The organism is Pseudomonas sp. TCU-HL1, from assembly GCF_001708505.1.
GTDB lineage: Bacteria > Pseudomonadota > Gammaproteobacteria > Pseudomonadales > Pseudomonadaceae > Metapseudomonas.
In genome coordinates this window covers 1588513-1610012 of sequence record NZ_CP015992.1, presented here as the reverse complement: position 1 = coordinate 1610012, position 21500 = coordinate 1588513, and the positions used below count along the sequence as shown (strand labels likewise).

19 protein-coding genes and 1 pseudogene are annotated in these 21500 nt (G+C 61.7%); 10 read left to right on the top strand and 10 right to left on the bottom strand.

Translation table 11 applies throughout. The features are described from left to right. Window positions 1-972, top strand: a pseudogene (locus THL1_RS31165) (methyl-accepting chemotaxis protein); the annotation flags it as partial. A 176-nt stretch (window positions 973-1148) separates the two neighbouring features. On the opposite strand, the gene THL1_RS07470 reads toward THL1_RS31165, so the two are convergent. The 7 genes from THL1_RS07470 to glnT form a co-directional block, all read right to left on the bottom strand. Further along, complete coding sequence (locus THL1_RS07470) at window positions 1149-1490, bottom strand: DMT family transporter (protein ID WP_069082671.1); 342 nt, start codon at window positions 1488-1490, stop codon at window positions 1149-1151. A gap of 142 nt (window positions 1491-1632) precedes the next feature. Beyond that, a complete protein-coding gene (locus THL1_RS07465) occupies window positions 1633-1971 on the bottom strand; it encodes a P-II family nitrogen regulator (RefSeq protein ID WP_069082670.1) in 339 nt (112 codons plus the stop codon). Window positions 1972-1982: 11 nt separating this feature from the next. Further along, the gene (locus THL1_RS07460) at window positions 1983-3302 is read right to left on the bottom strand and encodes an ammonium transporter (RefSeq protein ID WP_069082669.1); all 1320 of its coding nucleotides are present in this window, start codon (window positions 3300-3302) and stop codon (window positions 1983-1985) included. 517 nt (window positions 3303-3819) lie between these two features. Further along, window positions 3820-5142, bottom strand: a complete 1323-nt coding sequence (locus THL1_RS07455; RefSeq protein ID WP_069082668.1) for an FMN-binding glutamate synthase family protein — start codon at window positions 5140-5142, stop codon at window positions 3820-3822. Window positions 5143-5230: 88 nt separating this feature from the next. Further along, window positions 5231-5905 (bottom strand): protein glxC, encoded by a 675-nt coding sequence (locus tag THL1_RS07450; RefSeq protein WP_069082667.1) that lies wholly within the window; start codon window positions 5903-5905, stop codon window positions 5231-5233. An 11-nt stretch (window positions 5906-5916) separates the two neighbouring features. After that, window positions 5917-6816, bottom strand: coding sequence for a class II glutamine amidotransferase (locus THL1_RS07445; RefSeq protein WP_069082666.1), 900 nt, complete (start codon window positions 6814-6816; stop codon window positions 5917-5919). Between the two features lie 40 nt (window positions 6817-6856). Next, complete coding sequence (gene glnT, locus THL1_RS07440; RefSeq protein WP_069082665.1) at window positions 6857-8191, bottom strand: type III glutamate--ammonia ligase; 1335 nt, start codon at window positions 8189-8191, stop codon at window positions 6857-6859. A 357-nt stretch (window positions 8192-8548) separates the two neighbouring features. On the opposite strand from glnT, the gene THL1_RS07435 reads away from it, so the two are divergent. Next, window positions 8549-9142, top strand: coding sequence for a helix-turn-helix domain-containing protein (locus THL1_RS07435; protein ID WP_069082664.1), 594 nt, complete (start codon window positions 8549-8551; stop codon window positions 9140-9142). Between the two features lie 164 nt (window positions 9143-9306). On the opposite strand, the gene THL1_RS07430 is transcribed toward THL1_RS07435, so the two are convergent. The 3 genes from THL1_RS07430 to THL1_RS07420 form a co-directional block, all read right to left on the bottom strand. Next, window positions 9307-9741, bottom strand: a complete 435-nt coding sequence (locus THL1_RS07430) for a helix-turn-helix domain-containing protein (RefSeq protein WP_145928270.1) — start codon at window positions 9739-9741, stop codon at window positions 9307-9309. Beyond that, the gene (locus THL1_RS07425) at window positions 9738-11054 is read right to left on the bottom strand and encodes a type II toxin-antitoxin system HipA family toxin (protein ID WP_069082662.1); all 1317 of its coding nucleotides are present in this window, start codon (window positions 11052-11054) and stop codon (window positions 9738-9740) included. The genes THL1_RS07430 and THL1_RS07425 overlap by 4 nt, the downstream gene beginning before the upstream one ends. A 765-nt stretch (window positions 11055-11819) precedes the next feature. Continuing rightward, window positions 11820-12785, bottom strand: coding sequence for a LysR family transcriptional regulator (locus THL1_RS07420; RefSeq protein ID WP_069082661.1), 966 nt, complete (start codon window positions 12783-12785; stop codon window positions 11820-11822). Window positions 12786-13093: 308 nt separating this feature from the next. Here THL1_RS07420 and argH point away from each other — a divergent pair, with 308 nt between their 5' ends. The 8 genes from argH to THL1_RS07375 all read left to right on the top strand — a co-directional run bounded on the left by argH (window position 13094) and on the right by THL1_RS07375 (window position 21498). Then, window positions 13094-14521: an argininosuccinate lyase gene (gene argH, locus THL1_RS07410; protein ID WP_069082659.1), complete on the top strand. Its 1428-nt coding sequence runs from the start codon at window positions 13094-13096 to the stop codon at window positions 14519-14521. 92 nt (window positions 14522-14613) lie between these two features. Then, window positions 14614-15492, top strand: a complete 879-nt coding sequence (locus tag THL1_RS07405) for an amino acid ABC transporter permease (RefSeq protein ID WP_069082658.1) — start codon at window positions 14614-14616, stop codon at window positions 15490-15492. A 26-nt stretch (window positions 15493-15518) separates the two neighbouring features. Continuing rightward, window positions 15519-16283: an amino acid ABC transporter ATP-binding protein gene (locus THL1_RS07400; protein WP_069082657.1), complete on the top strand. Its 765-nt coding sequence runs from the start codon at window positions 15519-15521 to the stop codon at window positions 16281-16283. 33 nt (window positions 16284-16316) lie between these two features. Beyond that, window positions 16317-17135, top strand: coding sequence for an ABC transporter substrate-binding protein (locus THL1_RS07395; RefSeq protein WP_069082656.1), 819 nt, complete (start codon window positions 16317-16319; stop codon window positions 17133-17135). A 15-nt stretch (window positions 17136-17150) separates the two neighbouring features. Next, the gene (locus THL1_RS07390; protein WP_069082655.1) at window positions 17151-17999 is read left to right on the top strand and encodes a polysaccharide deacetylase family protein; all 849 of its coding nucleotides are present in this window, start codon (window positions 17151-17153) and stop codon (window positions 17997-17999) included. Then, window positions 17992-18891 carry a polysaccharide deacetylase family protein gene (locus THL1_RS07385; protein WP_069082654.1) on the top strand — a complete coding sequence of 300 codons (900 nt, stop codon included), beginning with the start codon at window positions 17992-17994 and terminating at the stop codon, window positions 18889-18891. Before THL1_RS07390 ends, THL1_RS07385 begins: the two co-directional genes overlap by 8 nt. Further along, on the top strand, window positions 18888-20249 hold the full coding sequence (locus THL1_RS07380; RefSeq protein WP_069082653.1) for an MmgE/PrpD family protein: 1362 nt from the start codon (window positions 18888-18890) through the stop codon (window positions 20247-20249). Before THL1_RS07385 ends, THL1_RS07380 begins: the two co-directional genes overlap by 4 nt. A 70-nt stretch (window positions 20250-20319) precedes the next feature. Next, the gene (locus THL1_RS07375) at window positions 20320-21498 is read left to right on the top strand and encodes an MFS transporter (RefSeq protein ID WP_069082652.1); all 1179 of its coding nucleotides are present in this window, start codon (window positions 20320-20322) and stop codon (window positions 21496-21498) included. Window positions 21499-21500 lie beyond the last annotated feature (2 nt).

The following is a 21500-nucleotide window of genomic DNA, read 5'->3' as shown; positions in this document are numbered from 1 at the left end:
ATGTGGTTCAGAAAAGCATCTAGCAACCTGGCCAACGAACTCAGCCAGTGGCTCGACCAACTGTCCAGCGACCAGGGCCCGGAATCCGCACTGCCACGACTGAGACACCAACCCCGGCTGCTTGGCAGCCTGGAACGGCTGCAGCGCGACTGGCGTGAACTGCAGCACATCCGCCAGCACACCGAGCGGCAAGCGCCGTCACCCTGTAGTGCCAATGAGTACGCCGAGTTGAACCGGCGACTGGCCCAGGCCGAACAGCAGGACACGCGGTTGCGCGGTGAACTGGAGGAGTACCGGCAACGTCTGGCGGCCCTGGAGGCCGAACGGGAAACGTGGGACAAGGAACGCGAGGTGTGGGACCTGACCAAACGCACCCTCACCGAAGGCTGCTGGGCGATGAACGTGGTGAACGGCGACCCCGACCATCCGCAGAACGTGATCCGCTGGTCCGAGCAGTTCCGCGAACTCATCGGCTACAAGCGCGAGGAGTTTCCCGATGGCTGGGACAGCTACTTCGGCGTGGCCAACCCGGACGATCTCAAGGAGGTCATGAAGACCTTCAACGCTTCGATGGCGGACAGCAGCGGCGACGGTTTCTATGCGGTGGAGTACCGCATGCGCCACAAGACCCGTGGCGAAGTCTGGTTCCGCGAACGCGGCCGCTGCCTGCGCGACAGCCGAGGCCGGTTGCTCTATGTCACCGGTGCGGTGCGCGAGATCAGTGACGAGAAGACCGCCGCCAGCCTGCACGAACGCGAACAGGCGAACATCCAGACCACCTATGGCCAGATCGCCCAGGTGGCCGGGGTGATACGTGGCATCGCCGAACAGACCAACCTGCTGGCGCTCAACGCCGCCATTGAAGCGGCCCGAGCAGGTGAACAAGGGCGCGGTTTCGCGGTGGTGGCGGACGAGGTACGCAACCTGGCGCGGCGGACCCAGGAATCGGTGCAGCAGATTCAGGCGATGCTGCGGCAGCAAAGCTGAGGAAACGAACCAATTTCAGGCATATTGCCTGGAAAACGATTGGAAACGGGGCATTGCGGCAATGGCAGGGTGGGCCGCGTGGCGCCATCATCGAATACGGCGAATGAGTGCATTCATCATCAGCCCACCCCACCGGCCAGGGATTTGGCGCCGGCCTGCGCCTACGCCACCTGCGCGCCTCCCACCATCTTCAGGCCGACGATGCCGCCGATTATCATCGCCAGGCACAGGCCGCGCATCGGGCCCAGTTGTTCTCCCAGAAACAGAGTGCCGTAGGCCACGGTGCCGAGGGTGCCGATGCCCACCCACACCGCATAGGCCAGGCCCAGCGGCAGCTCGCGTACGGCCAGGCTCAACAGATAGATGCTCAGCAGCAGGAAGAACCCGCAATACAGGCTCGGCCAGAGCCGTGTGAATCCATCCGTGCGCGGGATGATCGAGGCGTAGAGCACCTCACAGAGTCCCGCCAGGACCAGGAATCCCCATCCATTCAACCACGCCATCCTTCACGCCTCCTTCTCGAACACAAGCTGGTGCGCGCGGCGCCCCCTACCCTTCCGCAGTAGGGTGCACTGTGCGCACCGCTTTCCCGGCTCCAATGAAAGCGCCGACGCAAGGCGTCGGCGCAGGGGTACAACCGTCAACTCACAGGGCGTCTTCGCCCATCTCGCCGGTGCGTATCCGCACCACGCTTTCCAGTTCCTGAACGAACAGCTTGCCGTCGCCGATCTTGCCGGTGTAGGCCGCCTTGAGAATGGCGTCCATGGCGGCCTGGCACAGCGCGTCGCCGACTACGATTTCCAGCTTGACCTTGGGCAGCAGTTCCACCACGTACTCGGCGCCCCGGTATATTTCCGAGTGGCCCTTCTGCCGGCCGTAGCCCTTGACCTCGGTCACGGTCACGCCGTTGACGCCGGCCTCGGTCAGCGCTTCGCGCACGTCGTCCAGGCGGAAGGGTTTGATGATTGCGGTAATGAGTTTCATGGCGGCGATCCTCAGCTCGAGTACTTGTAGCCGACTTCGCCGTGGGCGGTGAGGTCCAGCCCATCTACCTCGGCCGCCTCCTCAACCCGTAGCCCGCTGCACAGCGCGGAAGCCACCTTGAAGGCGATCAGGCTGGTCACGGCCGAGAAGCCGATGCTGAACAGGATCGCGCCACCGTTGACCAGCAACTGGTCGAACAGGTCGCGGCCTTCGGGGAAGCCCTGGCCACCGATGGCGGTGAGGGCGAACACCGGGGTCAGCAAGCCGCCGAGGATGCCGGCCACGCCATGCACGCCGAACACATCGAAGGCATCATCCAGGCCGATCATCGGCTTGAGCTTGTCCACCGACCAGACACACACCGGGCCGGCGATCAGGCCCAGCAGGATGGCGCCCATGGGGCCGACATAACCGCAGGCCGGGGTAATCGCCACCAGGCCGGCGATGGCTCCAGACACCGCGCCGAACAGGCTTGGACGACCACGGTGCTGCCACTCCACCAGCATCCAGCCCAGCGCACCGGCGCAGCTGGCGAGCATGGTGTTGACCATTACCAGCATGGCGAAGCCGTTGGCGGCCAGCGCGCAACCGCCGCAGAAGCCCAGCCAGCCCACCCACAGCAGCGAGCCACCGGTGAGCGTCATGGTCATGTTGTGCGGAGCGATCGCCGGGGTGCCGAAGCCGCGACGGCGTCCCAGCAGCCAGGCGCCCACCAGGGAGGCGATACCGACGTTCAGGTGCACCACGTTGCCGCCGGCAAAATCCTGCACGCCCAGGTTGAACACCCAGCCACCGCCCCAGGCCATGTGCGCCATGGGGATGTAGTTGATGGTCAGCCACACCGCCATGAACACCATGACCGCGGCGAACTTCATGCGCTCGGCGAAGGCGCCGACGATGATCGCAGGCGTGATGGCGGCGAACAGCAGCATGAACAGGAAGTAGAGGTACTCGGGAATGGTGCCGACCACCGTGTCCTTGGTGACGCCGACCAGGAACAGCTTGTCCAGGCCGCCGATCACCGACTGCAGCGAACCGCCATCGGTGAAGGTCAGGCTGTAGCCATAGAGGGCGAACAGCACCGACATGAGTGAGGCGGTGCAGAACACCTGCATGAGGATCGACAGCACGTTCTTGGTCCGCGCCATGCCGCCGTAGAACAGCGCCAGGCCCGGCAGTGTCATCAGCAGCACCACCAGCGAGCAGAGCGCGACGAACGCGGTGTCGCCGCTATTGATCACAGGTGCTGTTTCCTCCGCATTGGCGGCGAAACTGCCCAACAGAAGGGAAAGGCCCAACATACCGCGGCCCACATGAGAAAACCGGATCATTGCCTGTAGCCTCCAACCGACGGGGATTCGGCCGGCCCGCTGTCGGAGGGGCGAACCGGCGTTCGAGCGCCCCAGGAGGACGAGGCCGGACCAGCACCTTTCTTCCTGCAGGGCAATTTTGTTTCCCCATAGGCATAGCAATTGGCCTGCCAAGGCCAAAGCACGCGCTTACCTTTTCGCTAAGTCGTTGAATGGAAAACGCTTTATTTCGCGGACTGGAGAGGCAAGGGATAGCGATGGCAAGTCAGAACGCATTTTCTTGGTGCGAATTTGATTTTCCTGCCAATCAATAAAGCAATGCGCTCACCAGGACGGTGCCCCGCTGTCCAGTGAGAGCGAATTCATTCGCGAAAGCCGCGTAGCGGCCGTGGATCACGCTTTATCGACCCACCACCGGTGCCCACCGGAAACACCGCCGGTGGAAGTGAAAAGCGACTTCCACCCTACGCGAGGCCCAACCTACAAAAAAGAAAAAGGCCGGCGATCGCTCGCCGGCCTTTATGCATTGCCTTCGGGATCAGTAGCCCTGACCCGGAATCCAGCTGGTGCCAGCCAGGGGCACGCGGGCCATGGCGGCGGCTTCCACGGTCAATGCCACCAGGTCCTCGGGGTCGAGGTTGTGCAGGTGGGACTTGCCGCAGGCACGCGCCATGGTCTGGGCTTCCAGCACCAGCACGCGCAGGTAGTTGGCCAGGCGGCGGCCGGCCTCCACCGGGTCCAGGCGCTTGGACAGCTCCGGGTCCTGGGTGGTGATACCGGCCGGGTCGCGGCCGTTCTGCCAGTCGTCGTAGTAGCCGGCGGCCGAACCGATCTTCTTCAGTTCCTCATCCAGGCGCGGGTGGTTGTCGCCCAGCGCCACCAGGGCGGCAGTGCCGATAGCGACGGCGTCGGCACCCAGGGCCATGGCCTTGGCCACGTCGGCACCGTTGCGAATGCCGCCGGAGACGATCAGCTGCACCTTGCGGTGCATGCCCATCTCCTGCAGGGCCTGCACGGCTTGCGGGATGGCCGGGAGGATCGGGATGCCTACGTGTTCGATGAACACTTCCTGGGTGGCGGCGGTGCCACCCTGCATGCCGTCGAGGACGATCACGTCGGCACCGGCTTTCACCGCCAGCTTGACGTCGTAGTACGGACGGCTGGCGCCGATCTTCACGTAGATGGGTTTTTCCCAGTCGGTGATCTCACGCAGCTCGGCGATCTTGATCGCCAGGTCGTCCGGGCCGGTCCAGTCGGGGTGACGGCAGGCGCTGCGCTGGTCGACGCCGATGGGCAGGGTGCGCATGCCGGCGACGCGCTCGGTGACTTTCATGCCCAGCAGCATGCCACCGCCGCCCGGCTTGGCGCCCTGGCCGAGGACGATCTCGATGGCATCGGCCTTGCGCAGGTCGTCGGGGTTCATGCCGTAGCGGGACGGCAGGTACTGGTAGACCAGGTGCTGCGACTGGCCGCGCTCTTCCGGGGTCATGCCGCCGTCGCCGGTAGTGGTGCTGGTACCGGCGATGCTGGCGCCACGGCCGAGGGCTTCCTTGGCGTTGGCGGACAGCGCGCCGAAGCTCATGCCGGCGATGGTCACCGGGATTTTCAGGTGGATCGGTTTCTTGGCGAAGCGGGTGCCGAGCACGACGTCGGTGCCGCATTTCTCGCGGTAGCCTTCCAGCGGGTAGCGCGACACGGAGGCGCCGAGCAGCAGCAGGTCGTCGAAGTGCGGCAGCTTGCGCTTGGTGCCGCCGCCACGGATGTCATAGATGCCGGTTTCGGCGGCACGCTGGATTTCCTGGATGGTCAGACGGTCGAAGGTGGCGGATTCGCGCAGCACTGGAGTTTTTTGTTCGCTCATTTTGCAATTCCTCGTGGGGGCAGTGGTGCGCACAGCGCACCCTACAGGGCGTCGGTAGGGTGCGCCACGCGCACCGTGCGGTGCTGGATCAGTACGCGGATGCGTTGTCGACTTTGAAGTTGTACAGCTGGCGAGCCGAGCCGTAGCGCTTGAAGCTGGCCGGGTCTTCGTCGAAGCCGGCGCGGTTGAGCAGTTCCTGCAGTTCTTCCAGGTGCTCGGCGCGCATCTGTTTCTCAATGCAGTCCGAGCCCAGGGACTTCACCGTGCCCTTCACGTAGATGCGGGTTTCGTAGAGCGAATCGCCCAAGGCGTCGCCGGCATCGCCGCACACCACTAGACGCCCGGCCTGGGCCATGAAGCAGCTCATGTGGCCGATGCTGCCGCCGACCACGATGTCGACGCCCTTCATGGAAATGCCGCAGCGCGCACCGGCATCGCCCTCAATCACCAGCAGCCCGCCATGGGCGGTGGCACCGGCGGCCTGGGAGGCACTGCCCTTCACTCGCACCGAGCCGGACATCATGTTCTCCGCCACGCCGACGCCGACGTTGCCATGCACGGTGACACTGGCCTTCTGGTTCATGCCCGCGCAGTAGTAGCCGGCATGGCCCTGGATATCGATGCTGACGGCCTGATTCACACCCACGGCCAGGTTGTGCTTGCCGTCCGGATGGGTCACCAGCCACTCGCGGTCCTGCACGTCACCGTGCAGGGTCTGGTTCAGTTCACGCACCGAGGCAGTGGAAAGATCAACGGTTTTCATAGTTCAGCTCCTCAGGCGCGTTCCCAGATGTACATGGTGGCGGGTTCGGGTTCCCAGACTTTCGCTTTATCTATTCCCGGCAGGCTGGCCAGGGCCTGGTACTCGGAGGCCATGGCCACGTAGTCGTCGGTTTCGGCGAGGATCGCCGGCTTGCAGGCAATCGGGTCGCGGATCACCGCGAAGCCGTTGCGGGTGCCGATGGCAAAGGTGAAGAAGCCGTCGAGGTCTTCCAGGGAGTGGTCCAGCGCTTCTTTCAGGCTGTCGCCCTGTTGCAGGCGCCAGGTCAGGTAGCCGGCGGCGACTTCGGTGTCGTTCTCGGTTTCGAAGGTGATGCCCTGGCGCTTGAGTTCCTGGCGCAGGCGCGAGTGGTTGGACAGCGAGCCGTTGTGCACCAGGCAAAGGTCGGCGCCGGTGGAGAACGGGTGGCTGCCTTCCATGGTCACCGCGCTTTCGGTGGCCATGCGGGTGTGGCCGATGATGTGGCTGCCCTTCATGTTCGCAAGGCCGAAGCGCTCGGAAATTTCCTTCGGCAGGCCCATGCCCTTGAGGATTTCGATGCTCTGTCCGGCGCTCATGATGCGCACGTCGGGAGCGAGGTCAGCGAGGGCGTCGCGCACGCGCTCTTCGTCGCAGTTGACCTTGAGCACCGCGGCGCTGGCGTTCTGGAACCAGTCCAGGGAGCAGCCGAGGCGGCCCTCCAACGATCCCATCAGGTGCTTCCAGCCGTAGTCGGCCTCGATGGCCTGCAGGGTCAGCTTGACCCAGCCGTCGGCCACTTCATCGCCGTAGATGGCGAAGCCGGCGCTGTCCGGACCACGGTCGGTCATGGCTTCGAGCATGGGTTCGAACAGTTTGCCGAGCTGGCCTTCCAGCTCGGGCTTCTTCAGGTAAAGACCTACGATTCCGCACATGGCGTGTCTCCTCGGGGGCAGGTAAATGGGCGAAGGGTTTTCAGAAGAATTCGGTGTAGCGCTGGATCTCCCAGTCGGAGACGTGTCGGCTGTACTCCACCCATTCCATGCGCTTCTGCTTGATGAACTCGTCGACGATTTCGGGGCCGAGCACCTCGCGGAACAGCGGGTCTGCTTCCAGGGCGTCGGTGGCTTCCTTGAGCGACTGCGGCAAGGTCTTGATGCCGCGCGCGGCGATCTCTTCCAGGCTCAGGTTGTAGAGGTTCTCGTTGCAGATGGTGTCCGGCTCCAGCTGGCGGTCGATGCCGTCGAGACCAGCGGCGATGATCGCGGCGGTGACGAGGTAGGGGTTGCAGCCGGCGTCCGGCAGACGGAACTCCAGGCGGCCGTAGGGCACTCGCACCATGGCCGAGCGGTTGTTGGCACCGAAGGCGATGAAGGCCGGCGCCCAGGTGGCGCCGGACAGTGAGCGGCCCACCACCAGGCGCTTGTAGGAGTTGACCGTGGGTGCAGCAAAGGCGCACAGGGCCGGGCCGTGGGCCAGCAGGCCGGCGGCGAAGTGGTAGGCCAGCTTCGACAGACCCATGCCGCTGGGATCGTTCGGGTCGTGGAAGAGGTTCTTGTTGCTGGCGCTGGCGATCGACAGGTGGAAGTGCATGCCGTTGCCGGCGCGCTTCGGATCGGGCTTGGGCATGAAGGAGCAGATCATGCCCATGTCGTTGGCGATCTCGCCGGCGGCCATGCGGAAGAAGGTGAAGCGGTCCGCCGATTCCATGGCGTCGCTGTAGGTGTAGTTGATCTCGAACTGGCCGTTCGCGTCCTCGTGGTCGATCTGATAGATGTCGAAGCCCACCGGTTGCAGGGCTTCGGTCAGGCGCTCGAGGAATTTGCGGGAGCGCGACAGGCCTTTGTAGTCGTAGCAGGGCTTGTCGAGGTTGTCGGTGGCGTCCACCAGTTGCAGCTTGCCGTCAGCGCCACGGCGGAACAGGCTGAATTCCGGCTCCAGGCCGGTGTTCAGGGTCCAGCCCTTGTCGGAGAGACGCTGGACCTGTTGTTGCAGCACATAGCGGGTGTCATAGGCCCAGGGTTTGCCTTCCACATGACCGATGCACACCACCCGGCCGTAGCCCGGCTGCCAGGGCACCGGGATCAGGGTGGAGAGATCGCTGCGGGCCATGAAGTCCGGCCCATGGGGCTCCATGCCCATGCCGCAGATGGCGAAGCCGGCGAACCCGGCACCATCCTCGGCCACCGCCTTGAGGCCGGTCACCGGCACGGATTTGGTCTTCGCGGCGCCGTGGATATCGACGAACTGGGCCAGCACGTACTTGATGCCGTGCTGGTCGATGATGCGCTGCGTTTCAGTTGGCAACATGAGTCTTCACTCCTGGATTAGGGCAAGGCGGTCGGTGGAGGGCAGGCGATCAAGGAGGGAGCGGCGCACGACTGCCACCGGGGTCCGGATCGTCTGAATGAGCAGGTAGCGGTCGGGCTTTTTCATTGAATTCCACACAGGAAACTTAGTTTCCCATCAGGAATGCAAGCAGCTTGCCAATCTGAAACGCGGAGGGGAGGAAGCACTCGGTTTTGCGCCGAGCTACTGTTTATATGGGAAAATCCTTTTCACTGTGGGAAAGTCCCCTGTCGCCTTCCGGGCCGGGACGCTCGGACTCGCACTTTCTCAGTGCGAAAGTTATTTTCTTGAACTGAAATCGTGCAGGACTCACCGCCCATGACCACCGAAACCCCTCCCCGCCTCCGCCTGGAGCAGTACCTGGGCATGCAGATCAAGCGCCAACGCCAGGCGCAGGAACTGAAGCTGGCGGACGTGGCGCGTATCGCCGGGATCAGTCAGGGCATGCTGAGCAAGATCGAGAACGCCCAGGTGTCCACCAGCCTGGATACCCTGAGCCGCCTGTGCGACGTGCTGGGCATGCCGATGTCCAAGCTGTTCAGCCAGTACGACCAGCCCGACGGCAACGCCATTCTGGTGAAGTCCGGCGAAGGCATGGAAGTGGTGCGCCGCGGCACCGAGAAGGGCCACACCTACCACCTGCTCAACCACACCCGTGGGCCGAAGAAGAACTTCGAGGCCTACATGGTGAGCATGGATGACGCCAGCGAGGAGTTCCCCACCTTCGCCCACCCCGGCACCGAATTCCTCCATCTGCTGGAGGGCGAACTGGTGTACCGCCACGGCAACCAGCTCTATCACATGGAAGCCGGCGACAGCCTGACCTTCGACGGCGACGTGCCCCACGGGCCGGAGAAGCTGCTGAAGGTGCCGATCAAGTTGTTGTCGGTGATGAACTACGGGAGTGAGTGAGCGCCGGCCCTCGCGGGGTGAACATGACGTGGAGCGGGCTTGGGGTTTGGGGCTGCCGCTCCTGGGTTGGTGAGCTTCAGGTTGGGACACTCAGTCCGATGGAGTTTGAGCGGCGATATGGCGATCAGTAGCTCTTGACTACCAGTTCCGGGACAGACCACCACTCATTCGGTCGGGCCCTTGTCACCCTCCTTGATCCTGGCCTTTTCAGCAGCCCGGAGAGTCGCAGTTCTACTGGGCTGACCTGCGTACTTCCGTTGAGGATTGGCGCCGCGAGCCGGCTTTTTAGAGACAGGTTGTGGCTGCCCAAGCGGCGGCGTGCAAGTGGTTCTGGCCGCCATGGCCAGCCCCAGGCGCAGCCCGAACTTCCTCAGAATGCCGTCGATGGTGTTGATGGTCGGATTACTCTTGTCCTTCTCGATCTGGTACAGGGCCTTGGTCGACAGGGTGCACATGGCAGCGAAGGTGTCCTGGTCGAGACCGGTCACCTCAAGCCGCAGTCGGCGAATGGCCGTTCCCAGGGTTTCTTCCCCCATCGCGTGCCGCGTCATGATGTCGTCAATGAGCCGCTTGCGCTCTTCGTTGGTGATCGCTTTCATCGAAGCCCCCATTCAGCCAAGCGCTTGTCCAGATTATTCAGCGGGATGGACTGGGCGCTTTTAATTTCCGCAGGAAGCTCAACCAGCAGATCCGGCAACGCTCGAAACAGCTCAGCAGTTCCCCGCAGGCGCTCCAAGAGAATGTCCGGGCTAACCAAGTCCTCGAAGTAACCGCAGATCGCTCTCCAGTCCGGATTTCCCATGTGCTCAGGCACCCACTTGGTCACTCGAGTGACCCCTTCCGGGTCGAGCACCATCGGAGCGAGGTCGTAGATCGGCGCCAGTTCGAATCTGCCCCGATGCCTGAAAATGGCCGTGTTGCGCCCATGGCTGTCGGAGTTCCCGAGGATACGGTTGAGCAGGTCGCGCCGCAGGTATTCGAAAACCAGTTCCTCAAGCTCTTCGCCCTGCCCATTCGTGCGCCACAGGTAGATCAGGCGGCTGAGCACGTCTTCATGATTCAACCGCGAACCAGGCACTGTGTTTTCACACACCGAATAGATCGACTCGACCGGGATTCTTTCCACCACGCCCTTGTCGACTCGCCGATCAAAGCGTGGCATCCACAGGCTCGGCTTATCGGCTTCTTCAAGCACAAGCCCATCCGTGGATATCGTGTTCAAGCCGAGCTGCGAGATCGCTTTGTAATAGTGGTACTCGGCCCGCAGGATGTTCTTGTCGCGCTCCGTGACCTGGTTGCGAGCAAACTTCACCAGCCAATGGCGGCGTGCACGTTCGTCAGGAAGCATGGCATCGGCATAAAGAGCCCCATCCACGCCCTCAACCATAATCACCTTCGGCGCCTCTCCCTGCGCGCCCGTAGCACCGCCCAGAGCAGCGCCGGACTCATAGGCGTACTCGAGGAAGTCGTTCGTTCTGTCTACAACCTCCTGCCGCGGGAAGTCCTCCACGCGCGACTGGTCGATATGTTCGAAAGACTCCTTCACACGCAAGTGCCCGATAGGTGACGGTGTGCAGCGCCCCAGGAGGAAAAAATCCATGTCCATTCCATCGGGCTTTTCGCCACCGAATCGACGCATCAGCGACTTGCGGGCGGCACCAGCCGGAACAATGTCGTAGACAAATGGGGGATACCCCCGGCTATCGACATGGTTCCAGTTCAGCGGAAGGTTAACGCTGATGGCTGGCTCGAATAGCGTTTCCATCTGCGCGATGAAATCGAGCAAGTAGGGCTGCTCGTAGGACACACTGCACGGCGACTCCTGACCCTTCTCGGGGTCGGAGACAGAAAGCACCATGGCATCGCGCCAATGGCCTTCAACGTAGGTCTGGATCGTGAGATGTCCTGGCATGTTGTGCGCAAGCTAATCGGAACTATGATGCTGAGTAATGTAGTTCTCCTCTTAGCTTCCAGCAATATGATTCCGGTTAGCGCAGGGTTGATACGATGAATCGGTATTAAAATACCGGACAATGACCTACAGAGTGATGAGGCAGGACGTACACCCAGCCAGAGGCGCAGGAACTGAAGCGGCGGACGTGGCGCTCATCGCCGGGATCGGCCAATACGACCCGCTCTACCACATGCAGGTGCCGATCCGGTTGTTGTCGGTGATGCGCTATGGGAGTGAGTGAGCTCGTTGACGGGTGGACTTCAAGTTCCTGTTTGGCGTTGCCGGGTTAGTAGCTTTTGGGCCGTCATCACAGAATGTGCAGTTGGAACTGCCGGGGCTGGTGTTTGCACCCAGTTTGAGTAAAGCGTGGCGCTATGACTGGCGGAGAGCGGCCTGGAGCGGCCTCGAAAGCATTCGTAACCGCCGCACCATAACCTGTAGCTCAACCCCATTTTTACTGCAGCGCAGTTAAAACTGCTGGCTGCCCCCAAGTTTTCGAGGGGGATTGCTTTAAGAAAGGGGATGCAACTAACAACTGGCACACCGTATACCCACCAAGGGAAAGCAACTCGTAATCTTCGGGCAATACGGGAAGCGACCATCGGGATGGGGAGACGTCACTCAGCCACGCACTCCTGAAGCAGCCGAGCAACAACGAAATTTTGTCTCTCCGACGCTCAGCAACCTTGCCGAACATAGCTCATTGACATCAATGCCTGGCCTTCAGGGTGCACGCTTGAGATCTATCTTCATGGCATCAGCAAATGCCTTGATCAGAGGGCTTCGCGGCGTGTTGTGACGCAAAATCAGGCTGAAGGGTGTCTGGAGGTTGACAGCCTCTGGGCAAATTGCCCTCAAGCGCCCGTCCTTGACCAGTTGAGCCGCATACTGACAGGGCAGAAAACCGATGAATCTCCCCGTGAGAATCAATATGGCGACAGCTTCGACCTGCATGGCTGAAGTGCTGATTTTTTCGGAGTCGAAAAACGCTCTTTTGGCAGAGTGGATCGCATAGCGGTGATTGATGAAGTTAAAGTCCTTCAAGTTCTCCGTATCGATCTCTTCATCTGACTTGTCAAACAATTCATGCCCGGCACCGCAATACAAATTCGACTGTTCCTGATACATCTCAAAGTAATCAAACTCTTCTCGCTTCTGATAGACCGGAACGATGCCCGCCACGAACCTGCCCTCGACAACTCCCCGCTCAACCTCATCCAACTGAGAAACACTCAGACGTATTCTTACCCTGGGAGCTTCATCATTGATAAGTTGGAGTGCAGATATTAGCAAGGAATTTGGATCGGATAGTGTATTGTCGATAGCACCGATACTAAGATCGCCTATCAACTCATTCTGCGCACAACTTATCCTGTCTCGAAAACTCTCAACCGAGTTAAAGAGTTCAATGGATGCCTGATAGACCACTTGCCCCTCGTCGGTCAGGCTAAAACCCTCACGACCTCGGCTGCAAAGGCGCATTCCAATGCGGATTTCAAGGTCAGAAATCTGCTTGCTAATGGCCGCCAGGCCGACATTCAACTCGTTTTGCGCCGCACTGAAACCACCTGCCTCCACAACTGCCTTGAAAACTTTCAGCAGTTTGAAGTCCTGGCCGCTTAGCGCCATCGGCGCTCTGATTCTTGTCTTTCCAGGCAGGTTTCCGGATGTGGAAAGTGAGGTTTCCATGATGATTATTTACCTCGTGATCGGCATGCAACAGGCTAGGTTCCACAACAAGAAATCAGCCGGCCCAATCATCATGAACACATACAACGGCTCATTGCAACACGCTTCAGATCCGCGACTTCAGCCGCAATCGGTTGAATTCTATAGGTTTTATCCCGTCCACAAGGACAGGAACTCCGCCTCACTCCCATTCTGCCCAAAGACAAGTTTTCGCCAGTGACTTTCAGGCCCTCACGCGGGCGCTGAAAGACACTTCGAAGTATTTGGGCACACCCGTTCTAAATCGAGAAATGCGAGGAAAAACAATAATGACTCAACCCACCGATCGCCTTTGGGGAGCCCGTTTCAAGAGTGGCCCGTCCGCAGCCCTGGCGGCCCTGTCGCGCTGCCCCGAACGCTACTTCCAACTGGCTCCGTACGACCTCGCCGGTTCCCGGGCACATGCCCGTGAGCTGCAACGGGCCGGGCTGCTGGACGAGGCTGAAACCCAGCGCATGCTGGAAGCGATCAACAGCATCGATGAAGATTTCCGCGCCGGCCGCATCAGCCCTACGCTGGACGACGAGGACGTGCATACCTTCCTCGAGCGCGTGCTGACCGAACGCCTGGGCACTCTGGGTGGCAAGCTCCGTGCCGGCCGTTCTCGAAATGACCAGGCTTCCAATGACCTGCGTCTGTTCCTGCGCGACCATGCCCGCAAATTGGCCGTACAGGTCCTGGACCTGCAGGACGCACTGGTGGAACAGGCCGAGCAGCATGTCGAAACCATCTGCCCCGGCTTTACCCACCTCCAGCAGGCCCAACCCATCACTTTCGCCCACCAATTGCTGGCCCATTCGCAAGCCATGCTGCGCGACATACAACGCCTGGTGGACTGGGATGCGCGCACTGGACTGTCGCCCTTGGGTGCTGCGGCCATGGCCGGCTCGGCCATCGCGCGCCAACCCCAGCAATCCGCCGTTGAGATGGGATTCACCGCCCCCTGCGAAAACTCCATCGATGCGGTGGCCAGCCGGGACCATGTCGCTGAGTTCCTGTTCGTGACCGCCATGCTGGGTATCAATATCTCTCGACTGTCGGAAGAGTTCTGCCTGTGGTCCTCGCGGCAGTTCCGCTGGGTCGATCTGGATGACGCCTATGCCACCGGCAGCTCGATCATGCCGCAGAAGAAGAACCCCGATATTGCCGAGCTGTCGCGAGGCAAGGCTGGCCGTCTGATCGGCAACCTGACCGGGCTGCTGTCCACGCTGAAATCCCTGCCGCTGTCCTACAACCGCGATCTTGCCGAAGACAAGAACGAAGTCCTGGACACCCTCGAAACCCTGGGTCTGGTCCTTCCCGCCATGGCTGGCATGGTTCGCACCATGCAGGTTCGCACCGACGAACTGCGCCGCCAGGCACCGCTCGGCTTCACCCTGGCGACCGAAGTCGCCGATTGGCTGGCCGTACGCGGCGTGCCGTTCAAGGAAGCCCACGAGATCACCGGTGCCCTGGTACGTGCCTGTGAGGAGCAAGACATCGAGCTGTGGGAAGCCAGTCCCGCCACCCTGGCGGATATCGATTCGCGCCTGACGGCGGATGTGCGTGACAGCCTGACCCTGGAAGCAGCCATCGCTGCGCGCAGTGGCTGGGGCGGTACGGCTCCGGAGCGCGTCCGGGAGCAGATCACCCGGTTGAAATCGGCCCTGGAAGGCCAGCGCGAATGGACCGCGAATTACACCGGCCCACGCATCTGAGTCTTGCCTGAACGAAGCGCGCTCCTATTGGACGCGCTTTCAAGATCGACCGATAAGCCGCAGCGCTCTTGCGCCGCCTTCGGAGCAACACCATGAGCCAATTACAAGCACAACGCCTCGCCGCCGAACGCAAGCAACTGGAAAACGAGTTCGACATCACTCAGTACGAGCATGTGCCGCGTCGTTACTACGGACGCATGTTCTTCGCCACGCTGATCGTGGTCCTGCTGATCGGCCTCGGGCACGCCTTCGCCAAGGGACAGATCGAGTGGTCCTACGTCGGCCAGTTCCTGACATCCGAAGCGATACTCTTCGGCCTGCTGAACACCATCGTGATGTCCGTGCTGGCCATGGTCCTCGGGGTCATCTTCGGGGTGGTCACGGCGGTCATGCGCATGTCGCACAACCCCATCCTGCAATACGTCGCCCTGGCCTATACCTGGCTGTTCCGGGGCACGCCGCTGATCCTGCAGCTGCTGTTGTGGTTCAACCTGGCGCTGATCTTCCCCGTCATCAGCATTCCGGGCCTCTTCCAGATCGAGACCGTGACCGTGATGACCCCCTTCGTCGCGGCCCTGCTTGGCCTGAGCATCAACCAGGGGGCCTACACCGCCGAAGTGGTACGTGCCGGTCTGCTGTCCGTCGACACCGGCCAGTATGAAGCGGCCAAGTCCATTGGCATGCCGCGCCTGCAGTCGCTCAAGCGAATCATCCTGCCCCAGGCCATGCGGATCATCATCCCGCCGGTGGGCAACGAGTTCATCGGCATGGTGAAGATGACCAGTCTGGCCAGCGTCATCCAGTACTCCGAGCTGCTGCATAACGCCCAGAACATCTACTACGCCAACGCCCGCGTCATGGAGCTGCTGATTGTTGCGGGTATCTGGTACCTCGCCGTCGTTACCGTCCTGTCGTTCGGCCAGAGCCGGCTGGAACGCTACTTCGCCAAAGGCGCAGGCAAGCGCTCCTGATCGCCCACGTCGTGAGAGATATCCCCATGAGAAGCATCGTCAAGGCTGTCGGCCTGAACAAATACTACGGCGATTTCCACGCCCTCAAAGACGTCAACCTGGAGATCGAACAAGGCGAAGTCCTCTGCGTCATCGGCCCTTCCGGGTCGGGCAAGAGCACCTTCCTGCGCTGCATCAACCAGTTGGAGAAAGTCGATAGCGGCGGTCTCTGGGTAGACGGCGAGCTGGTCGGCTATCGCATGGTCGGCCGCAAGCTCTACGAGTTGAACGAGACCCAGATCGCCCGCCAACGCCTGGCCACCGGCATGGTCTTCCAGCGCTTCAACCTGTTCCCGCACATGACTGTGCTGGAGAACATCGTCGAAGGCCCCTGCCAGGTGCTCAAGCGCTCACCCAAGGAAGCCACCGACGACGCCGTCGAGTTGCTGGCCCGAGTCGGCCTGGCCGACAAGCGCAATAACTACCCCATCCAGCTTTCCGGCGGTCAGCAGCAGCGTGTTGCCATCGCCCGGGCCCTGGCCATGCGGCCGAAGCTGATGTTGTTCGACGAACCCACCTCCGCACTCGACCCGGAACTGGTCGGTGAGGTGCTCTCGGTCATGCGTGACCTCGCCAAAAGCGGGATGACCATGGTCGTTGTGACCCACGAACTGGGTTTCGCCCGCGAGGTTTCCAACCGCGTGGTGTTCATGGATGGCGGCCAAGTCGTGGAAGCCGGAAGCCCTGAAGAAGTCCTGTTGACCCCACAAAATCCACGCACCCAAAACTTCATTTCTGCCGTTCGCGCCTAGTCGCCAATAACAATCCCAAGAGAACGAACTTACATGAAAAAACTGATCCTCTCCTCCGTACTGATGGGCCTTGCCGTTTCCGCGCAGGCATCCGCTGAACTCCCGGCAGCCATCAAGGAAAAAGGCGAAATCGTTGCGGCGATCATGCCCAACTACCCGCCCATGGACTTCAAGGACCCCGCTACCAACGAGCTGACCGGCGTCGACTATGACCTCGGCAATGCTCTGGCCGAGCGCCTTGGCGTGAAGATCAAATGGCAGGAAACCGCCTTCGAGCAGATGGTCAGCGCGCTGACCACCAAGCGTGTGGACATCATCCTGTCCGGCATGACCGATACGGAGGAGCGGCAGAAGTCGGTGACCTTCGTCGACTACTTCACCAGCGGCCCGCAGTTCTACACCCTGCAGAGCCGCGACGACCTCAATGAAATGACCGACCTCTGCGGCAAGAAAGTGGGGACCAGCCGCCGCACCACCTTCCCTGCCGAGATCGCAGCCTGGAGCAAGGCCAACTGCGAAGCTGCGGGCAAGCCGGCGGTTATCGTGGTCGGCGCGGAAGGCAGCGCGGATGCCCGCGCCCAGCTTCGCCAGCGCCGCCTGGATGCCGCCATGCAGGGCAGTGAAACCGTGCCCTACATCATGTCCCTGGAGCAGAACACCTTCAAACCGCTGGGCAATGCCATCTCCCGCCAACTTACCGGGCTCGGCGTCAGCAACACCAACCCCGAACTGGCCAAGGCCGTGGCCGATGCGCTGCAAAGCATGATCGCCGATGGCAGCTATCAGACGATCCTGAAGAAATGGGAGCTTGAGGAAGGCGCGATCGAGCGCGTGACCATCAACGGCAAATAACCTCGGAGCGCACTCATGTCCCCCTCGACCACGCCCAACTGGCCCGGCAAAAGCCGGGCCTGCATGGCCTTGGCCTTCGATGTCGACGGTCCGACGGGCGATGCGATGCTCAACGGATCGATCTGGCACAAGCCCGAGTATTTCGGCTTCGGCGCTTACGACCCTTATCGCGCCCTGCCACGCATCCTCGATCTGCTCGATGCTGCCCGCATTCCGGCAACCTTCTTCATCCCCGCTTGGGTGGTGGAGAACTGGCCCAAGCAGTGCCAGGCGATTGTCGAGCGGGGACATGAAGTGGCTTATCACGGCTACAAGCACGAATCCTTCTATGCACTGGAGCTACAAGAGCAGCGCCAGGTGATGGAGAAGTGCCGGGAAGTCTTCTGGAACGTTCTAGGTATCCGCGCAGTGGGATTCCGCACCCCCTCCGGAGATTGGCACACCCACACCCCTGGCATGCTCCTGGACGCGGGCGTGATCTACTCCAGCAGCATGCGCGGCGATGATCGTCCCTACCTGGTCAACGTCGCCGGTCACGCCAAGCCGCTGGTGGAAATCCCGGGCCACTGGGAGCTCGATGACTATGCCTCCCTGGCGTACACCAAGGGGCCGAACTTCCCTTCCGGGCTGGACCGCACGGCCAGCTATGAACTGACCCTCGATAACTGGTGCCGCGAGTTCGACGGCGCCATGGACGAAGGGCTGTGCCTGACCACGCTGTTCCACCCGAAGATCACCGGCAAACCCGGCCGGCTCCTGCTGTTGGAGCGCCTCTTCGAACACATGCGCCAACGTGACGATGTGTGGTTCGCCACCTGCCGCGATGTGGCGCAATGGACGCTGAAGGAGCATGGCAATGACTGACCTGCCAATCTGGCCCGCGCCTTATCGTTGCGCGGTGGTAGTAACCGTCGACTACAACGACATTCACGGCATTCTCACCCAGGCACCTGCGGTAGCCGGCCGCGACAAGACATTGTCCGTCTGGCGCTATGGCACCACTCGCGGCGTGGCCCGCCTGCTGGATACCCTGTCTGACCTGCAGGTGCGCAGTTCCTGGTGCATTCCCGGCATGGTCGCCGAGGAGAACCCGGAGCAGATCGAGGCGATTCTCAAGGCGGGACACGAGATCGCCTGTGCCGGCTACCGCCACCAGGACTACGACCTGCTCAGCCTCGCCGAACAGGAAGCCGAGCTGGAGCGTGGCTGCAACGTCCTGACCAGCCTCACCGGCCATAAGCCACGCGGTTTCCGCCTTCCCGCCGGCAACTGGGCACCGGGCTTCCCCGAGGCCATGCGCCGCCAAGGCATTCTCTGGTCGTCGTCCCTGCGCGGGGATGATCTGCCCTTTGCGCACCAGCAACCGGTTCCGGGCAGCACGCCATTGATTGAATTACCCCTGCATTACGAGCTGGAGGACGAGCCCTACTTCGCGTTCAACCTCAGCCCAGCCGTGCCGCCGGCTCAATCGCGAATCGCCTCCTACAGCCATACCCTGAAGAACATGCAGATGGACTTCGCCGGGTTTCACCGCTACGGCCTCTGCTACGTGTTGCGCCTGCACCCCGAGATCATTGGCACCCCCGGTCGTATCGGACTCTTGCGCGAGCTGCTGGAAGGCATCCAACAGCATCCCGACGTCTGGTTCACCACTGCCGAAGACGTAGCGCAGTGGTGGGCGCAATCCGGCCCCGCGCTGCCCGATGACCATCCTGCCGCTGTGTACGCACGCCATACCACGGAGCATCAACTGTGACTGAACGCTTCCAGAAACTGGTCCGCTTCGTGGTCGAAACCCGTTACGAAGACCTGCCTCCGTCCCTGGTGGAGAAAGCCAAACGGCATATCCTGGACACCTTCGGAGCGACCCTGGCGGGCGCCGATAGTGACATTTTCAAAGCCTCCTACCAGCTTTGCGTACAGCACGAGGCGCCGGGCAATACCGTGCTATGGGGCACCCATCATCGCGCCAGTCCGCGCAATGCCGCCCTGCTGAATGGCATTGCGGCGCATGCCCTGGAATTGGACGATGCCGGCGGCTGCGACCATTCCGGCGCAGTCGTGTTGCCCGCCGTGATGGCAGCCCTCCAGACCAGCGACAAGGTGATCTCCGGCAAGGAGCTGCTGGTGGCCGTGGTCATCGGTTACGAAGTCGGTCGACGCGTGCTCGAAGCCTGCGGCAGCTACTCCGCGCACAACGGTGCAGGCTGGCACTCCACCGCCACCTGCGGTGTCTTCGGCGCAGCGGCGGCTTGCGCGCGCGTATTCGGACTGGACCAGGCGAAGACCCTCTCCGCGCTGGGCATTGCCGGCAGCTTCAGTGGTGGCCTCTGGGCGTTCATCCACGACGGTTCCCAGACCAAGAAGCTGCATACCGGCCGTGCGGCAGAAGGCGGTTTGCTCGCGGTCATGCTGGCTCAGCAAGGGATTACCGGACCGACCCACCTGTTCGACGATGTCTGGGGCGGCTTCCTGAAAACCCTGGCCGGCGATGATGCCGAGCCGCAAGCCCTGGACGAAACCCTGGGCACGATCTGGAAGCTGGCGCGCTGTTCCATCAAACCCTATGCCTCGTGCCGGGGCACCCACGCCGCAATCGATGCCGTCGGGTTGTTGATGGAAAAGCTGGACATCACGCCGGATCAGGTCGCCGAAATCCGCGTGGAAATGTGCGAGTTCCTCAAGGACATGTGTGGCCATACCCGCATCGAGACGCTGGCCTCGGCGCAGATGAGCCTGCCCTATGCGCTGGCGGCCAGGCTCACCTATGGCCACGCCGGACTGGACGCTTACGAGGACAAGTGCCGAAAGAACCCGGCGATCATTTCCTGGTTCGAACGCATCCACCTTGGCATGAACCCGACACTGTCCGAAGACGGTGAACCTATCGTCACCCTGCGTACGTGCGACGGTCGCGAGGCCAGTCTGTGCGTTGAAGTGGCGCTTGGTGCACCGGGCAACCCCATCAGCGACGAGGCTCTGCTGGACAAGTTCTACAGCCTGGCCGTCCGCGTGCTCCCGCCACCCAGGGTCAAGCAGTTGGCCAACCTTCTCCTGAAACTGGAAGACGTGCCTTCTACCGAGCAGCTTGCCGAGATGCTCTCGGCCGCATAGCGCAGCGGCCTGCATCGAATTGACGCTCCCACTGCGTGACCGCAGGACATCCGGGACAGACAGGATCTCTGTGACTACTTACTCGCTTGTTATTCGCCGCCTGATGGTGTGCTCGCTGACGATCGTGATCAGCCGGGCCATTACCAGCCCGTTGCTGGCACTTTTCCTGAGCACCCGACTTGGGCTTGATCAGAAAGACGTTGGGCTACTGGTGGGGATTGCCGCCTTCACCGGTACATTGCTTGGCCTGTATGGCGGCTACGTCGTGGACCGTTTCGAGAAACGCCGGCTGCTTATCCTGGCGATGCTTTCCAGCTCAATCGGGTTCCTCTTGCTGACCTTTGCCAGCAACCTGTATCTGGCAACGCTGACCCTGGTCATCACCGAATCGGCCGCAGCACTGTTCGTCATTGGTTCCAAGGCCATCCTCAGCGAGAACCTGCCCATCGAGCAGCGGGCGAAAGCCTTCTCCCTCCGCTACACCTTGACCAACATCGGATACGCCACCGGTCCGATGCTTGGCGTAGTCCTCGCCGGCGCTCAACCCATGGCGCCCTTCTGGACCGCCAGCGCCATCGCCTTTCTGAGTATTTTCCTGATGAGCGTCGTGCCGCCCAGCCGGCGTTCGGAGACGGCCACTCAGAACCAGCCACCCACCTTCCTGGCTGCACTGGCCACGCTCAGAAACGACCGCACCCTGATCCTCTTCACCCTGGGCAGCCTGCTCAATGCCGTGGTCCATGGCCGTTTCACCATCTACCTGTCGCAGTACCTGCTGGTTGGCTATCCGTCCGACGAGGCCATGAAGATTCTCTCCGCGGTACTGGCCTGTAACGCGATCACGGTGATCGTTTTGCAGTACCAGTTCGGTCGCCTGCTCAAACGAGAACACCTGGCGTTCTGGATGGGCATCGGCTCGGCGCTGTTCATCAGTGGCCTGCTGGGCTTCATGTACGCCGAGAACATGGTCAGTTGGTGCCTGGCGATGTTCGTGTTCACGCTTGGGGAAATGATCGTGCTGCCCGGTGAGTACTTGTTCATCGACACCATCGCGCCAGAGCACCTGCGTGGCAGCTATTACGGCGCCCAGAACCTGGCCGCCCTTGGCGGAGCCCTCAGCCCCATTCTATGCGGGTACCTCCTGACCTATGCCGTACCCGCCAGCATGTTCCTTGTCTTGATGGGGCTTTCAGCATTGGGTGGATTGCTCTGTTTCGAGACCGGCAGGCGGGTCCGGGTGAAGACTTGATC

Coding starts and splice junctions, on each gene's coding strand:
- THL1_RS07470 (WP_069082671.1), bottom strand. CDS start 1,490: ATGGCGTGGTTGAATGGATGGGGATTCCTGGTCCTGGCGGGACTCTGT.
- THL1_RS07465 (WP_069082670.1), bottom strand. CDS start 1,971: ATGAAACTCATTACCGCAATCATCAAACCCTTCCGCCTGGACGACGTG.
- THL1_RS07460 (WP_069082669.1), bottom strand. CDS start 3,302: ATGATCCGGTTTTCTCATGTGGGCCGCGGTATGTTGGGCCTTTCCCTT.
- THL1_RS07455 (WP_069082668.1), bottom strand. CDS start 5,142: ATGAGCGAACAAAAAACTCCAGTGCTGCGCGAATCCGCCACCTTCGAC.
- THL1_RS07450 (WP_069082667.1), bottom strand. CDS start 5,905: ATGAAAACCGTTGATCTTTCCACTGCCTCGGTGCGTGAACTGAACCAG.
- THL1_RS07445 (WP_069082666.1), bottom strand. CDS start 6,816: ATGTGCGGAATCGTAGGTCTTTACCTGAAGAAGCCCGAGCTGGAAGGC.
- glnT (WP_069082665.1), bottom strand. CDS start 8,191: ATGTTGCCAACTGAAACGCAGCGCATCATCGACCAGCACGGCATCAAG.
- THL1_RS07435 (WP_069082664.1), top strand. CDS start 8,549: ATGACCACCGAAACCCCTCCCCGCCTCCGCCTGGAGCAGTACCTGGGC.
- THL1_RS07430 (WP_145928270.1), bottom strand. CDS start 9,741: ATGAAAGCGATCACCAACGAAGAGCGCAAGCGGCTCATTGACGACATC.
- THL1_RS07425 (WP_069082662.1), bottom strand. CDS start 11,054: ATGCCAGGACATCTCACGATCCAGACCTACGTTGAAGGCCATTGGCGC.
- THL1_RS07420 (WP_069082661.1), bottom strand. CDS start 12,785: ATGGAAACCTCACTTTCCACATCCGGAAACCTGCCTGGAAAGACAAGA.
- argH (WP_069082659.1), top strand. CDS start 13,094: ATGACTCAACCCACCGATCGCCTTTGGGGAGCCCGTTTCAAGAGTGGC.
- THL1_RS07405 (WP_069082658.1), top strand. CDS start 14,614: ATGAGCCAATTACAAGCACAACGCCTCGCCGCCGAACGCAAGCAACTG.
- THL1_RS07400 (WP_069082657.1), top strand. CDS start 15,519: ATGAGAAGCATCGTCAAGGCTGTCGGCCTGAACAAATACTACGGCGAT.
- THL1_RS07395 (WP_069082656.1), top strand. CDS start 16,317: ATGAAAAAACTGATCCTCTCCTCCGTACTGATGGGCCTTGCCGTTTCC.
- THL1_RS07390 (WP_069082655.1), top strand. CDS start 17,151: ATGTCCCCCTCGACCACGCCCAACTGGCCCGGCAAAAGCCGGGCCTGC.
- THL1_RS07385 (WP_069082654.1), top strand. CDS start 17,992: ATGACTGACCTGCCAATCTGGCCCGCGCCTTATCGTTGCGCGGTGGTA.